At 58.4% G+C, this 14,139-nt stretch carries 11 protein-coding genes; 4 read left to right on the plus strand and 7 right to left on the minus strand.

Annotation, left to right across the window (positions count from 1 at the left end; translation table 11 throughout):
• Positions 1 to 103: 103 nt before the first annotated feature.
• From ligD to ACODR8_RS15070, 5 genes are all read right to left on the minus strand, one after another.
• Positions 104 to 2,608, minus strand: a complete 2,505-nt coding sequence (ligD, locus tag ACODR8_RS15050) for a DNA ligase D (protein WP_489008012.1) — start codon at positions 2,606 to 2,608, stop codon at positions 104 to 106.
• Complete coding sequence (ku, locus tag ACODR8_RS15055) at positions 2,608 to 3,489, minus strand: non-homologous end joining protein Ku (RefSeq protein WP_489008013.1); 882 nt, start codon at positions 3,487 to 3,489, stop codon at positions 2,608 to 2,610. The genes ligD and ku overlap by 1 nt, the downstream gene beginning before the upstream one ends.
• Before the next feature lie 78 nt (positions 3,490 to 3,567).
• Positions 3,568 to 5,784, minus strand: coding sequence for an amylo-alpha-1,6-glucosidase (locus ACODR8_RS15060; RefSeq protein WP_489008014.1), 2,217 nt, complete (start codon positions 5,782 to 5,784; stop codon positions 3,568 to 3,570).
• An 8-nt stretch (positions 5,785 to 5,792) separates the two neighbouring features.
• On the minus strand, positions 5,793 to 6,887 hold the full coding sequence (locus tag ACODR8_RS15065; protein WP_489008015.1) for a glycosyltransferase family 4 protein: 1,095 nt from the start codon (positions 6,885 to 6,887) through the stop codon (positions 5,793 to 5,795).
• 304 nt (positions 6,888 to 7,191) lie between these two features.
• Positions 7,192 to 8,400 (minus strand): acetyl-CoA C-acetyltransferase, encoded by a 1,209-nt coding sequence (locus tag ACODR8_RS15070; RefSeq protein WP_489008016.1) that lies wholly within the window; start codon positions 8,398 to 8,400, stop codon positions 7,192 to 7,194.
• 259 nt (positions 8,401 to 8,659) lie between these two features.
• Between ACODR8_RS15070 and ACODR8_RS15075 the strand changes: the two genes are divergently transcribed.
• The 3 genes from ACODR8_RS15075 to ACODR8_RS15085 are packed head-to-tail and all read left to right on the plus strand — an operon-like array spanning position 8,660 to position 10,398.
• On the plus strand, positions 8,660 to 9,379 hold the full coding sequence (locus tag ACODR8_RS15075) for a CoA transferase subunit A (RefSeq protein ID WP_489008017.1): 720 nt from the start codon (positions 8,660 to 8,662) through the stop codon (positions 9,377 to 9,379).
• Positions 9,376 to 10,014 carry a 3-oxoacid CoA-transferase subunit B gene (locus ACODR8_RS15080; RefSeq protein ID WP_489008018.1) on the plus strand — a complete coding sequence of 213 codons (639 nt, stop codon included), beginning with the start codon at positions 9,376 to 9,378 and terminating at the stop codon, positions 10,012 to 10,014. Before ACODR8_RS15075 ends, ACODR8_RS15080 begins: the two co-directional genes overlap by 4 nt.
• Positions 10,015 to 10,065: 51 nt before the next feature.
• Positions 10,066 to 10,398, plus strand: a complete 333-nt coding sequence (locus tag ACODR8_RS15085; protein ID WP_489008019.1) for a hypothetical protein — start codon at positions 10,066 to 10,068, stop codon at positions 10,396 to 10,398.
• 199 nt (positions 10,399 to 10,597) lie between these two features.
• On the opposite strand, the gene ACODR8_RS15090 is transcribed toward ACODR8_RS15085, so the two are convergent.
• Both ACODR8_RS15090 and ACODR8_RS15095 read right to left on the minus strand, forming a co-directional pair.
• Positions 10,598 to 11,992, minus strand: a complete 1,395-nt coding sequence (locus tag ACODR8_RS15090; RefSeq protein ID WP_489008020.1) for an aldehyde dehydrogenase — start codon at positions 11,990 to 11,992, stop codon at positions 10,598 to 10,600.
• A 257-nt stretch (positions 11,993 to 12,249) separates the two neighbouring features.
• The gene (locus ACODR8_RS15095) at positions 12,250 to 12,537 is read right to left on the minus strand and encodes a hypothetical protein (RefSeq protein WP_489008021.1); all 288 of its coding nucleotides are present in this window, start codon (positions 12,535 to 12,537) and stop codon (positions 12,250 to 12,252) included.
• 422 nt (positions 12,538 to 12,959) lie between these two features.
• Between ACODR8_RS15095 and ACODR8_RS15100 the strand changes: the two genes are divergently transcribed.
• Entirely contained in the window at positions 12,960 to 14,042 is a 1,083-nt protein-coding gene (locus tag ACODR8_RS15100; RefSeq protein WP_489008022.1) for a Rieske 2Fe-2S domain-containing protein, read from the plus strand.
• Positions 14,043 to 14,139: the final 97 nt, after the last annotated feature.

Here is a 14,139-nt window from a genome sequence, read left to right on the forward strand (position 1 = left end):
CAGGATTTATTTTGATGTCAGCTTTTCCATCGATCGCGTCCGCTTCTGAAAATAGAGAATGGCGGGCCGATCGGCGTGCAAAGGCAGTTGCGTCGGAGTCGGGTTAAATTTCAGGCAGGGCCTGCGTTGCGAACCCCCAGCCTTTTAGCCCTGCATTCCGCTTCAGCAGTGTTTCGAGATCCTCGATCGAGAAGGGATGGGCGTCCTTCATTTTGCGCAGTTCGTCCCAGCCGATCGGGACGGCGACGGGTGCGCCGGGGCGGGCGCGGGCGGAATAGGGAAGGATGGCTGTGCTGCCGCGCTGGTTGCGCAGCCAGTCGACGAAGATGCGATCCTTGCGCTTGGCCTTGCTCATCGTCGCGATGAAGCGTTCAGGCTCGGCGGCGCTCAAGGCCTGGGCGAAGCGGGACGCGAAATCCTTGTGCGTGTCCCAATCATGGCCGGGTGTCAGCGGCACGACGACATGCACGCCCTTGCCCCCCGAAAGCATGGCGAAGGAGACCAGTCCGATGTCGGTGAGATGATCGCGTATATCGATAGCTGCCTGCTTCACCCTGTCGAAGTCCAGCCCCTCGTCAGGGTCGAGGTCGAAGATCATCCGATCGGGCTGTTCCACATCGTCGGTTCTGCTGGCCCAGCCATGAAATTCTATCGTCCCCATCTGGACGCAGGCAAGCAGGCCGTCGGCATTCTCGACATAGATATAATCTTCTGATCCGCCATCCTTTTCCCGGATCGGCACCTGGCGCACCGCCTTGCCGAAGGCGCCGCTGTCATGTTTCTGGAAAAAGCATTTCTTCGCGCGCCCCTGCGGGCAGCGGACCAGGCTGATCGGTCGATTGGCGACGAAAGGCAGCATCAGCGGCGCCATGCGCATATAATAGTCCGCCAGCTCCCCCTTGGTCTGGCCGCTTTCCGGGAAAATGATGCGATCGCGGTTGCTTATCTTTACTGCGCTCTGGGGAGCCGGTGCCGGTGCTGGCTTTTCCGGTTTCACCGTCCCGGCCGGCTTGTCTGCGCGCAGGCCAAGAAAGCTGCCATGACGGACGCGACCATCGCCGGTAAATTCGGCGAAAGCGACTTCGGCGACGAGCTTGGGCTTTATCCAGTTCACCCCGCGCGCCTCCGCGCTCGGTACGTCGGCTGCGGGCTTGTCCGTGGCCAGCGAGTCTATCGCCTTGGCCAGTTCGTCCATCGTCGCGCTGTCGAAGCCCGTCCCGACCTTGCCTTTGTAGGTTAGTGTCCTGCCTTCATGCTGCGCCAGCAGCAGGGATGCAAAAGGACGTCCCTTGGCATTGCTCTTTGTCCATCCGACAAGAACGAATTCCTGCCGCCGGGTGCATTTGACCTTCACCCAATTGCGCGTTCGAGCGCCACGATAGGGGGCATCGGCCCGCTTGGAGATGATGCCTTCCTGCCGCGCCTCGCAGAGTGACCGGAACAATGTCTCGCCGGCGCCCAGAATATGATCGGAGACATGGATGGGCGGCTCGGCCATGCTTAGCAGCGCTGCGAGCCGCTCCTTGCGTTCGATGGTGGTCAGTCCTTTAAGATCCTGTCCGTCGAGCGAAAGGAGATCGAAGGCGAACAGGTGCAGTGGCTGTTCCGCATCCTCCTGACCATGCCCGCGCTTCAGCATGTTCTGAAGCGTCGAGAAATCCGGATTGCCGTTCCCGTCCAGCGCCACCACTTCGCCGTCTATCAGGCAAGGGGGCAGGTCGAGCGCGGCGATCGCGTTTGTCAGCGGCGTAAATTTTTCGGTCCAGTCCAAGCCGTTCCGCGTAAAGAGCGTCACCTTGGCTCCGCTCGCGGCGATCAGCGCGCGATAGCCGTCATATTTGATCTCGTGCAGCCAATCATTCCCGGTCGGCACAGCATCGACCAAAGTGGCCAGTTGTGGTTTTACGAAGTGGGGCAAGGGCGTGGCGCGGGCCTTCCGCTTGCCGCCGACCTTGGCATTATGATCCTTCGCCGCCGCCATCTTGGCCGCGAAGCTTTTGCCTTTCACCCCCGCGAGGGACTGTTCGCCGCCTTTGTCAGCTTCGATCTGCGCCATGGAACGATCCGTTAGTACGCTGGTCAGCGCACGCTCGACCAGCGCGTCACCCGATCCGGCCTCCTTGTCGTCGATCTTGCGCAACAGCCAATTCTCGCGCTTCTCCTTGGGACGCCCTTTCATCCGCACCAGCAGCCACTCTCCCTTCATCCGCTCTCCATGCAGGATGAAATGCAGGTGTCCGTCCTTCATGTCGGCGGCGCTCTTGCCCGCGACCGGCTCCCATGTGCCGCGATCCCAAAGCATCACTGTGCCGCCGCCATATTCTCCCTTGGGAATCGATCCCTCGAACGTGCCATAGTCGAGCGGATGATCCTCCGTCCGCACTGCCAGCCTTTTGTCGGCCGGGTCGATGCTTGGCCCCTTTGTGACGGCCCAGCTTTTTAGGACGCCATCAATCTCCAACCGGAAATCCCAATGCAGCCGGGTCGCGGCATGTTTCTGCACGACGAAGCTGTTGCCCGCGCTTTTCGCAACCTGGCCCTTGGGTTCGCGGGTGCGGGCGAAATCGCGTTTCGCGTTATAGGTGGCAAGGGCGTCCTTGCTGGCCATCAGGCACTCTTGCGCTTTGTCGGGGTCGCCTTCCTACTTTTCGTTCCGGGCTTCGCCTTCGTATCGACCGTTTTCGACGTCGCGCTCTTGCCCGCCCCGGCGGATTTTTTCAGCGCGGCCATCAGGTCGATGACATTGCCCGCCTTTCGCCCCGCAGGTTCATCATCGACATCCTCGATGATCCGCTTGCCCTTGGCCTTTTTCTTCTTCTCGATCAGGCGGTGGAGCGCATCGACATAACGGTCGTGAAATTCCTCCGGATTGAATGGCGCGGTGCGCTTGTCGATGATGCTGACGGCCAGGTCCAGCATGTCGGGATCAGCCTTTTCGCCCGGAAGTCCGCGAAAATAGCTCTGCGCCTTCGTCACCTCGTCGGCATAGCGCAGCACTTCCAGCACCAGCCCGCGCCCGCATGGCTTCAACGACACCAGTTGCTCGCGCCCTCGCACTGACAATTGACCGAGGCCGACTTTCTTCGTCTGCCGCAATGCGTCGCGCAGCACGGCATAGGCTTCCTCCGCCAGATCGTCGGCGGGCAGGACGAAATAGGGCTTCTCATAATAAAGCACATCGATCGCATCGGCATCGACAAATTGGACGAGGTCGAGCGTCTTGCGGCTTTCAATCTTGACCGACTCAATCTCGTCCTGCTCCAGCAGGACATAATTGCCTCTGGAAATCTCATACCCTTTGAAGATCTCGTCCCGGTCGACCGGACCGACTCCGCTTACCACCTTGTCATAATGTATCGGCTTGCCAGTAGGCTCGTGGATCTGGCGAAAGGATATGGCAGGGCCGGACTTGGTAGCCGGGTAAATTTCGACCGGAATCGAAACCAGCGCCAGCTTGATTTGACCCTGCCAATATGCGCGTGCGGACATGAACGACCTCCGCCCTATCAGCGTATGGCCATGAGGATGGTTCCCATCATGGGATTTGTACAAGGGCGCGCATTGAAATCAGGCGATGGTTGCTATTCGGGCGTTGCTGCCATGTGGCATCGGCTTGACGACAACCTGATCGCCTATCCGGTCAAACGCGATATCGACCTTCGCGGCGCCGATGCCCAGCCTCTTTATGGTGAGGCTTTGGAGGAAATGCGGCAGGGTGGGTTTGTGGAACGAAATTTGTGCCGCAGGGACGTCAAACCGCAGTCCGAGGCTCGACTGGATCAGCGCCAGCGGCGCGGCGGCTGACCATGCCTGCGGACTACAGGCAACCGGATAGAAGGTCGGCCCCTGAGAGCGGCGGCGCGGGAAGCCGCAGAACAGTTCGGGCAGGCGCATCATGTCGACATAGGTCGCCGCGGCGAACAGCCCCTCGAATATCTGGGCAGCTTCGCGCTGATAGCCATAACGGGAAAAGCCGCCCGCAATCAGGGCATTGTCATGCGGCCAGATCGAACCGTTATGATAGCTCATGGGATTGTACCGCTTTTCGGTCGAAGCGATCGTCCGAACGCCCCAGCCGGAAAAGGAGGCTGGTGCCATTAGCGTACGCACCACGGCTTCGGCGCGTTCCTCCCGTGCCAGCCCGGTATAGAGGACGTGTCCGGCGTTGGAGGACCGCACCCGGCATGGCTGCTTGTCGCCATCAAGCGCCAGCACATAGGTGCCAAGTGCCGCGTCGAAAAAGGCGGCGTCGAACCGGTCGATCAATTGTCCGGCACGGTCCCGATACACCGCTGCGCGTTCATCTTCGCCAACTGCGCCAAACAGCGCCTCAGCCGCTTTCCACGCGCCGTACACATAGGCCTGAACCTCGGCGAGAGCGATGGGGCCGCGTGCGATGCTGCCGTCGGCATGGAAGATGGAATCATGGCTGTCCTTCCAGCCCTGATTTTGCAGGCCCTGGTCAGTCAGACGGCCATATTCGACAAATCCGTCGCCATCGCGGTCGCCATGCGTGTCGATCCAGCCGAGCGCCGCATCGATATTCGGCAGGATCCTTTTCAGAAAGGCAATGTCGCCAGTGCGTTCGAGATAGGCACCCGCCAGCATCACGAACAATGGGGTGGAATCGATGCTGCCATAATAATGACGGAACGGTACTTCGCCCAGCTCGGCCATTTCGCCATGGCGCACCTCATGTAATATTTTTCCCGGTTCTGCATCGGCCGCCGGATCAAAGCTGGTCGCCTGATGCGCGGCCAGATAGCCCAGGACGCCACGGCTGATCGCCGGGTCCATCCATAGGGTTTCGAGCGCCGTGATGATCGCGTCACGCCCGAATATCGTGCTGAACCAGGGGATGCCGGCATAGGGATAGGGGCCAAATTCGGTATCGGTGGACAGCATGGATATGTCAGCGACGGATCGGCGCGCGACTTCGTTGAACAGATCGTTGGACGAATGCAGGGCTGCCGCTCGTTTGCGTGCGACCCCAAGCGCATGCATCGCTTCGCGCAGGGACTTCAGGAATCGCTTGGGCAGCGCATCGCTGGTTTCTACCCGGCCACAGCCTATGCGGGTGAACAGCGCGCAACGCTGGCCAGGCAGCACCGTCACGTCGAAGCGTGCATGGCTGTCCGTAAGTTGGCTGGGTACAGGATCGAAGTGCAGATGGGTCTGTCGTTCACGATCGTCTCGCCCAAGATAGCCCAGTAGGACGTCTGCCGTCCCGACCTGCGCCTCGCGCATGGCTCCGCGACGCAAGCGCGTCATGCCACGTATCTCGAACAGGTCGGCAAAGTCCGCCGCAAAGCTCAGGTCAATGCTGATCTGGCGCGTTTCCGTATCGAAATTGCGGATTGTGATCCGTTCGTACAGTGCATCCTTCCATAGGAAGCGGGTGCGGCGCAGGTGGATCAGGTCATGCTCCACGGCAACCTTGCCATCCTCCCCGAAGAAATCGGGATTGGCGAGATCGCATGTCAGCATGGCATTGTCGTCGCGCAGCGCCGAACTCAGCAGGATGGGGCGCATCCCGTTGATCGTAAGATACAGGTGCGAGAGATAGCGAGTGTCGCGATGGTAGAGGCCTTCCGGGCTACCCGGCCCGGAAATCGCGTCACCGCTATGGTCGAACACGGCGAAGCTGTCGCCATGTTTGAGCGTGCGCGGCCTGCGTTCGTGAAGCGAGGCGGTCGCGGGGATGAAGAACTGGGTCTGCGCCTGGGAGAGCGCCTGCCCGCCCGCGATGCCGTGCGGTTCGGGCTGGGGCTGGATCAGCGTCATGGCGGCTCCTATGCGACTATCTGAAGTTCGGCATCTTCTCCGCGCCGACGGCGCAGCCGGGCAGCGTCGGTGCGGGCGCCAGGCAGATCACGATATAGCGCGACATAGTCGGTCGCCATGCGCTCCGCCGTGAAGCGTGCGTCAAATGCGCCGCGCACCCGTGCGCGGTCCAGATGCGACAAGGCCGCGACTGCCGCCACCGCTTCATCTTCACTTTCGACGATATAGCCAGAGACGCCGTGCTGGATGACTTCGGGAACCGAACCGCAGCGGAAAGCGATGACCGGCGTCGCGCAGGCCATCGCTTCGATCATCACCAGACCGAAGGGTTCGGGCCAGTCGATGGGGAACAGCAACGCGCTCGCCTGCCCCAGAAACTGGGCCTTTTGCTGCTCGTTAATCTCGCCAATATATTCGACATTGGGATAGCGATCGACCAACGGGGCGATTTCGTCTTGCCAATAGGTCCGGTCGACATTGTCGATCTTGGCCGCGATCTTGAGTTTCCGGCCCGATCGTGCAGCAATCCGTATCGCCCGATCGGGCCGTTTTTCGGGCGATATGCGGCCCAAAAACGCCAGATAATCCTCGCCCGCGCCCAATCGCGGTGCCAGCAGATCAGCGGGCAGGCCATGATAGATAGTCCCGCCCCAATTGACCGGGGGCATGGGGAGCCGTTGATGGTCGGAAATCGACACCAGACTATGATCGGGAAATGCGCGATAGAAAGGCGGCAGGTCGGGCAGATCTAGCCGACCATGCAGCGTTGTAACGGTACGTCCGACAAAGTCTTGAACCATCGGCAGATGCAGCATGTCGATATGGAAATGCAGCGCGTCGAACTCGTCGGCGCGGCGGCGCACCTGTTCCAGCATGATCATATGATAGGGAATGGTATCGACCACGGCCGGATTGAGCCGAAGCGCCATCTCGGTGATCGGCACCAGTTCAGCGCTCGTCTGAGAATCTCCACTGGCGAACAGGGTGACATCATGACCCTGGCGTACAAGCTCCTCGGTCAGATAAGAAACGATACGCTCCGTGCCGCCGTAGAGTTTGGGCGGCACGCTTTCAGCCAAGGGAGCAATTTGCGCGATCTTCATCCGGGCGTTCCTCTCAATCGAGTGAAGCCCTCCGTTCCCCGACCAGCGGCAGGCTGCATCGGTACAAGCGTTCAGACACGCGCTGGTTTCATCAGCGGGCCACGTTTCGTCTCAAAAAGCCTGTCGCAATGCAGATCAGGGACGTACGCGCCGCCATTTTACGCGATGAATAAGGCATATTGTCAGCAGGGTTGAAGCGGCGTGCAAATGGGCTGGGTACAACGGCGCTCGCGCCGATGGCCTCTCGTGAACGCGTAAGGAAGATACACTCCAATTCCACCTTCTGCGTCGCCCATCCCGCGGATCATCGTTCGAAAATCGCAGCAAGGCCTTGGCCTCCCCCGATGCACATCGTTTCCAAACCATAGCGAGATTTCCGACGACGCATTTCATTCAACATCGTCGCGATTATACGTGTGCCGGTCACGCCAATGGGATGGCCCAGCGAGATGCCAGATCCATTGACGTTGAGCTTGGCATAGCGGCTGTCGTTTTCCGACCAGTTCCAGGATTTGAGAACCGCCAATACTTGCGGTGCGAAGGCTTCGTTCAGTTCGATCAGGTCGATATCGTCCCAGTTCAGCCCGGTGCGCGCGAATAGCCGCTCCACGGCTGGCACCGGCCCTATGCCCATAAGTGCAGGGTCGCAACCGGCCGCTGCCCAGCCGACAAACCAGCCATCAGGCTCCAGGTTCAGCTTTGCCAGATGATCCTCTGCCACCACCAGGCAGGCCGCAGCAGCGTCATTCTGCTGGCTCGCGTTGCCCGCGGTCACGACGCCATCGCCAAGCGGCCTTAAGGACCCCAGCGTGTCCAGCGTGGCATCCGCTCGATATCCTTCGTCATGGTCGAAGATGATAGGATCGCCGCGTTTTTGCGGCACTGCGACGGGAATGATTTCATCCGCAAACTTGCCTTCCTTCCAGGCGGCGGCGGCGCGGAGGTGCGACCGTACGGCGTAAGCATCGGATTGTTCCCGCGTGATTCCATATTCTCGCGCGAGATTGTCGGCCGTTTCGATCATGCCGGAAATCACCCCATAACGAGCAATCGGTTGTGACATCAGTCGGGCGCGCGTCAGACGGTCGTGCAATTCAATATTGCCCATACGCACGCCCTGCCGCAGGTCAGTGGAGTAATGTTCGACATTGGACATGCTTTCTGCGCCGCCAGCAACGACGACGTCGGCGGCGCCGGTCTGCACCATCATGGCGGCCTCGATCACAGCCTGAAGCCCCGATCCGCAGCGCCGATCAAGCTGAATGCCCGGCACCGTCTGTGGCAAGCCAGCGGCCAGCCAGGCCCAGCGACCGATACTGGGCGCTTCGCCGCTGGGATAGCCCTGGCCAAAGACGACATCGTCGACACGTTCGGGGTCTATGCCGGTGCGGTCGATCAAAGCCTTGAGGATGGTTGCGCCCAATTGACCGGCGGTCAGCGATGACAGACCTCCGCCGAATTTGCCGACTGCGGTACGGATGGGGGATATGATCGCTGCACGACGCAATGCCATGATGTCGGTTCTCCTGCACTAAATTCAAATGACGCGCGCTCATGGGAGCGGGATCGTCATCTGGGGAAATAACGGTGTCGATCAGAGGGGTATGGCAATGGCGGCGTTAGGGCGTGCCATTGGAGGGCGCCTTTATTGCAAACTCCCGCAAGAGTGATGTGTCGGCAAGGCTTTCATTTGTGCGACCACCAGCATTGACTCACGCCCATGTTACGAATATCGTTTGTTATGACCGATAATCGGACAAATAGGGCAATCCATGACAAAAAGCAAGATATTTCCTGATGCACAAAGCGCATTGTCGGGGTTGTTGTTTGATGGAATGACCATCATGTCGGGTGGCTTCGGCCTCTCCGGTAATCCCGAACATTTAATAGACGGCCTGCTCAGCGATGGCGTAAAAAAGCTCACGATCATCTCCAACAATTGTGGCGCGGACGGATTTGGACTGTGGACGCTGCTCAATAACGGGCAAATCGCCAAGATGATTTCTTCCTATATTGGTGAGAACAAGCTGTTCGCTGAACTCTACCTGTCGGGCAAATTGGAGTTGGAACTCAATCCGCAGGGTACATTGGCGGAGCGAATCCGGGCTGGCGGCGCTGGCATTCCTGCTTTTTACACGCGTACGGGCGTTGGCACCGTGGTTGCGGAAGGTAAGTCGGTGGAGGAGTTTGACGGCATCGCCTATGTCCGGGAGCGCTGGCTGCGTGCGGATCTTTCCATCGTCAAGGCGTGGAAAGCTGATCCGGAAGGCAATCTGATCTACCGGAAAACGGCGCGTAACTTCAATCCCGATATGGCTACGGCGGGCAAAGTGACGATTGCCGAGGTGGAGGAGATCGTCCCGGCCGGCACGTTCGATCCGGATCATGTGCATACACCCGGCATTTATGTCGATCGCATCATCCAGGGGCCAGCTTACGAAAAGCGGATCGAGTTCCGTACGACGAGACAACGGGAAAGGCAGGACCAATGAGCTGGAGCCGGGAGCAAATGGCGGCCCGCGCCGCGCAGGAATTGAAAGACGGATTCTACGTCAATCTTGGCATCGGGATTCCGACATTGGTCGCAAATTATGTGCCGGACGGTATTGAAGTTGTTTTGCAATCGGAAAATGGTCTGCTGGGCATCGGTCCTTTCCCCTATGAGGATGAGGTCGATCCGGATCTGATCAATGCTGGCAAGCAGACGGTTACCGCTTTACCCACTTCCAGCTTTTTCAGTTCCGCCGACAGTTTCGCGATGATCCGTGGCGGACATATCGATCTGGCCATTCTGGGCGCAATGGAGGTGGCCGGCAACGGTGACCTTGCCAACTGGATGGTTCCGGGCAAAATGATCAAGGGCATGGGCGGGGCGATGGATCTGGTCGCCGGGGTCAAGCGCATCGTGGTGGTCATGAACCATAATGACAAAAGCGGCGGTCCAAAGATCGTCGAACGGTGCAGCCTGCCGCTGACGGGAGCAGGGGTCGTTGACGCGATCGTTACCGAATTGGGCAGGTTCGAGATCGACCGCGTCAACGGCCGCCTTTTGATCCACGAATTGGCGGAGGACGTCAGTATCGATCAGGTGCGGGCGAGTACGGGAATCACCGTGGTGGAATGTTGAAAATGCATGATCGCGATATTCGCCAATTGTAGCATGGCAAGGAGATAGCCGATGCCAAACCTTAAAATGTTCGTTGGCGAGGCCGTGGACGACGCCAGCCGGGCTAGACTTCACGCCGAACTGCCCAGGATTCGCGACCTGCTTTGCAAGCTGTTGCTGGTCGACATCTCCCTTGCCCAGTTTGCGATCGTGCCGGTGCTGGGCATAGTCGATCAGGCGCAAATTGCCATCGAGATACAGTTGATGCCAAAAGCGGAGAGGACGCGAGAACATATCCGCTCTATGTGCGAGATGCTGCGCGGTGAAGTGCAGAAAGTGGTGGATGTGAAGGTCGCCATTCGCGTGATGACGGTTGATCCGGCAGCCTATCTGGTTGTTCGGTAGGATTAGGGCGCTCGGTGGCGAATAGGGACGGTGTGACGCCGCAGTCTCGCGCTTCTTCGTCGCACCTATGATATACTACGATCGAAATAATGTCATATGTATAGATAAGTATCAATCGATCTCTAAAATAGTCAATATTTCGACCATTTCAGAGATAGATATAATAGCAGAAATACTGCAACAGAAATGAACTTTTGGTTCAGATCGGATAGTGAACATGCTGCGTATCTACAGTGATCCAGCGTAGTTCGGTAAATTCGGCGATACCGGCAGCACCACCAAAGCGACCATAGCCAGACGATTTTACACCGCCGAACGGCATATGCGCTTCGTCATGGATGGTGGGGCCGTTCACATGGCACATTCCCGTGTCGAGTTGGTCGGCGACCCGCAATCCGCGCGAGATATTTTGCGTGAATACAGCCGCGGTCAGCCCGAACTCCGTGTCGTTGGCGATGCGGATGGCCTCCGCCTCCTCGGTGAAGGTGATAACCGTCGTCACGGGGCCGAAGCTTTCCTCATGATAGAGGCGCATATCCGGTGTGACCCCTGTCACGAAGCGAGCCGACATGATCGTGTGGTCGTGCGTAGACGCACCATGGAGCGTCGCGCCCTTGGCCACAGCATCGTCGATCAGTGCCGCCACGGTTGTCGCGGCCTTCAGATCGATCAGCGGTCCGAGTGGGGCGGTGCCGTCGCGCGGGTCCGCAGCCTTCAAGCTTTCAGCCTTCTTCGCCAGCTTTGCGATGAAAGCCTCAGCTACGGATTCGTGAACGATCAGCCGTTCCGTCGACATGCATATCTGCCCGGAATTCATGAAGGCGCCGAAGGCCGCCGCGGCGGCTGCTTCATCCAGATCGGCATCTTCAAAAACGATCAGCGGCGCTTTTCCACCCAGTTCGAGCACGACGGGTTTCAGCTGTTCAGCACATAGGCGGGCGATGATACGGCCAGTATGGGTCGATCCGGTAAAGTTCACGCGACGCACTGCGGGATGGGCGATCATTTCAGCGACGACATCGGCGGCGTCGGCCGGCGCGTTCAGGATGACATTGACCACACCGTCGGGAAATCCGGCGTCGCGGAACACTTCGCCAATCATTGCATGCGTGCCGGGCGACACTTCCGAACCCTTCAGGATGACGGTATTACCGCAGGCAAGCGGCGCCGCGATCGCGCGGACGCCCAGGACCAGCGGACCATTCCACGGCGCGATGCCCAATACGACGCCGACCGGCTTGCGCACGGACATGGCGAAGCAGCCGGGCCGATCGGAAGGCATGGTTTCTCCGCGGACCTGCGTGGTCAACGCGGCTGCTTCGCGCAGCATCCCCGTGCCAAGATGGACATTGAAGCCGGCCCAGGCGCGGGTCGCACCGATTTCGGCCATCATGGATTGGATGAAATCCTCCGTCCGGCTTGCCAATATGTCAGCTGCCTTCAGCAGGAAAATGCGACGCGCCGTGGGGCCGAGCGCCGACCAGGCAGGAAAGGCTGCTGCTGCAGCATCGCATGCGCGCCGTGCATCCATTCTATCAGCGCCCTGAACGCGCGTCGCAACATCTCCCGTGAGCGCGTTGATCCGGTCGAACACTGCTGCATCAGCGCGTGCTTCGGTTTCAGCACCGATGATCGATCGTACGAGTTTCAAGTCATCCTCCAACGGCGCTGGTCCGCGCCTTTCTGGTGTTTGGCACGCCTTCCACCTGGGCGTCGACGGCCAATTTATACTGTCCGACTAAGCTAAAAGCGGCATCTTGTTTGTCAAGGCCGTTGGCCTTCAAACATGGCGGATATAATAAATAAACCTGTCTTTATGTCCTGAATTGGTTTGGCCGATTGTCCTTGTCGTCAACCGATTATGGCTTTGGTTTGCACCATAGGCACAAGGGACGTATTTCTAATTATGGCTTGCCGATCTGCGATCCGTATGGAGCCATTCCAAGGGCGGTCATCGGCGCCGTCACAAATGGCATGGCAATCTTTGAAATAGACAGAATACTTGCCATTATCCGACTCCGCATCTGGTGATACGTGCCATCTGCCGCTCAGGCGGCTCACTATGGTACGCGATGCCTCGGCGGACGGTTTCGGGAAGGTGAGCTGATCGACCTTTGCCACGATCGCCGCCTCAGGCATGTCGGCTGGCAAGGACGTGATCCCTCGCTCCCTGCATCGTCAGGCGAGTCTAAAATCTGCCGGTCTCTATAAAAGGCACATAACCTGTCTAGTTTGCCGCTGATTTCGTGATTGATATGACACAGTCATGGGACAAGGGTAGATATTTCGGCTTCCATGCCTCCTTTTGCAAAATCGATAATAAACACCATTATATCAATTGATTAAATGGAGATTATGGTTGCCATACATTGCCCTGCAACGGCGTAAAATGGTCTGCGAGAGGCCGGGGCTTCAAGAAAATAAAAGGAAAGCATGATAACTATATTGAGTTCTGGTCGGAGCGGGGTTATGCCTTGAATACAAGGTGACCTGTCGACCCGTTAAGAGGGCGCGGTCACCACCGTTTGTGGCTTCTGGGAAGGCGCGAGGGAGAGGATCAGATGCATACAGTCAATGACTGGTACGTTGCATGTACCGAAGCGGAACTGACCCAAGGCAAGCCTTTTGGAACAACCGTGCTTGATCAGGGCCTGGTCATCTGGCGCTCCGGGGACGAACTGGTCGCGTTCGAAGATCGCTGTGTGCATCGTGCCGCCGCCCTGTCGCTGGGCCGATGCGAAGGGCAGACCTTGCGCTGCATGTATCACGGCCTGCTGTTCGATCGTACAGGCAAGGTCATCGATATCCCAGGACAGGATATTATTCCGCCGAACGCGAAGGTTCGCGCCTTCCCGGTGGTCAGTCATTATGATTGGGTATGGGTGTGGATGGGCGATCCGGCCTTGGCCGATCCCGCCAAGCTTCCGACCCTCTTCGCCGGCGTCGAACTCGACGATTTCGGCGTGAGTAGGGGGGTGCTGGATTTCGAAGCAGGCGCTCAGTTGATTTCCGACAACCTGCTTGATTTCAGCCATCTGCCCTATGTTCATGGGGAAAGTTTTCAGGCCCCCCTGGAATGGGCCGAATCCGCGATGACGATCAAGCAACTCGACAATGGCGTGCGGTTCGAACGGTGGATCGAAAACCATGATGGCTCTCACTTTATCGATGCTCTGAGGATCGGCGCCAATGACGGCTGGCTTGCCTATGACTATTTGGTCCCTGGCATATTGATCATGTGGGTCGGGAGCTTTCCTGTCGGAACAGCGCAAGCCGTCGACTTTGGCCGGCCTGATTTTTCGCTAGCGATTGCGCAGGTTTCGACCAACCTTCAGGCGATTACGCCGGTGACGTCAAAAACGTCTCGCTATTATGTATTTTCTGGCCTGCATCGCTCTGCAACTGGCGGTGGCAGCGATCCAGAGATTGTTGCGCGCAACCTGGAAGTGACGCTTCAGGCGTTCAATGAAGATAAGGTCATGATTGAGGCGCAGCAGCGGATCATTGATGAAAACCCCGGCCGAACATTCATGCCTACTGTGCATGACCGCGGCGTGACGCTGTATACTCGATTAAAGGCGAAGCTGATCCAAGCAGAGGAACGCAATATAGCGCAGAACGGGGAATTGACGCTCGCGGATTGATTTTCGAATTTTGATATTCGGAATATTTTATTTTCTAAGCTGACCAAAATCGACCCGCCAAACCACATTGGCACCGCAGTGTTATTCTGCGTTGCAT

Source organism: Sphingobium sp. FG58, from assembly GCF_057809055.1.

Excerpts from the sequence above, each read along its gene's own strand:
- ligD (WP_489008012.1), bottom strand. The coding sequence starts at position 2,608 with ATGGCCAGCAAGGACGCCCTTGCCACCTATAACGCGAAACGCGATTTC.
- ku (WP_489008013.1), bottom strand. The coding sequence starts at position 3,489 with ATGTCCGCACGCGCATATTGGCAGGGTCAAATCAAGCTGGCGCTGGTT.
- ACODR8_RS15060 (WP_489008014.1), bottom strand. The coding sequence starts at position 5,784 with ATGACGCTGATCCAGCCCCAGCCCGAACCGCACGGCATCGCGGGCGGG.
- ACODR8_RS15065 (WP_489008015.1), bottom strand. The coding sequence starts at position 6,887 with ATGAAGATCGCGCAAATTGCTCCCTTGGCTGAAAGCGTGCCGCCCAAA.
- ACODR8_RS15070 (WP_489008016.1), bottom strand. The coding sequence starts at position 8,400 with ATGGCATTGCGTCGTGCAGCGATCATATCCCCCATCCGTACCGCAGTC.
- ACODR8_RS15075 (WP_489008017.1), top strand. The coding sequence starts at position 8,660 with ATGACAAAAAGCAAGATATTTCCTGATGCACAAAGCGCATTGTCGGGG.
- ACODR8_RS15080 (WP_489008018.1), top strand. The coding sequence starts at position 9,376 with ATGAGCTGGAGCCGGGAGCAAATGGCGGCCCGCGCCGCGCAGGAATTG.
- ACODR8_RS15085 (WP_489008019.1), top strand. The coding sequence starts at position 10,066 with ATGCCAAACCTTAAAATGTTCGTTGGCGAGGCCGTGGACGACGCCAGC.
- ACODR8_RS15095 (WP_489008021.1), bottom strand. The coding sequence starts at position 12,537 with ATGCCTGAGGCGGCGATCGTGGCAAAGGTCGATCAGCTCACCTTCCCG.
- ACODR8_RS15100 (WP_489008022.1), top strand. The coding sequence starts at position 12,960 with ATGCATACAGTCAATGACTGGTACGTTGCATGTACCGAAGCGGAACTG.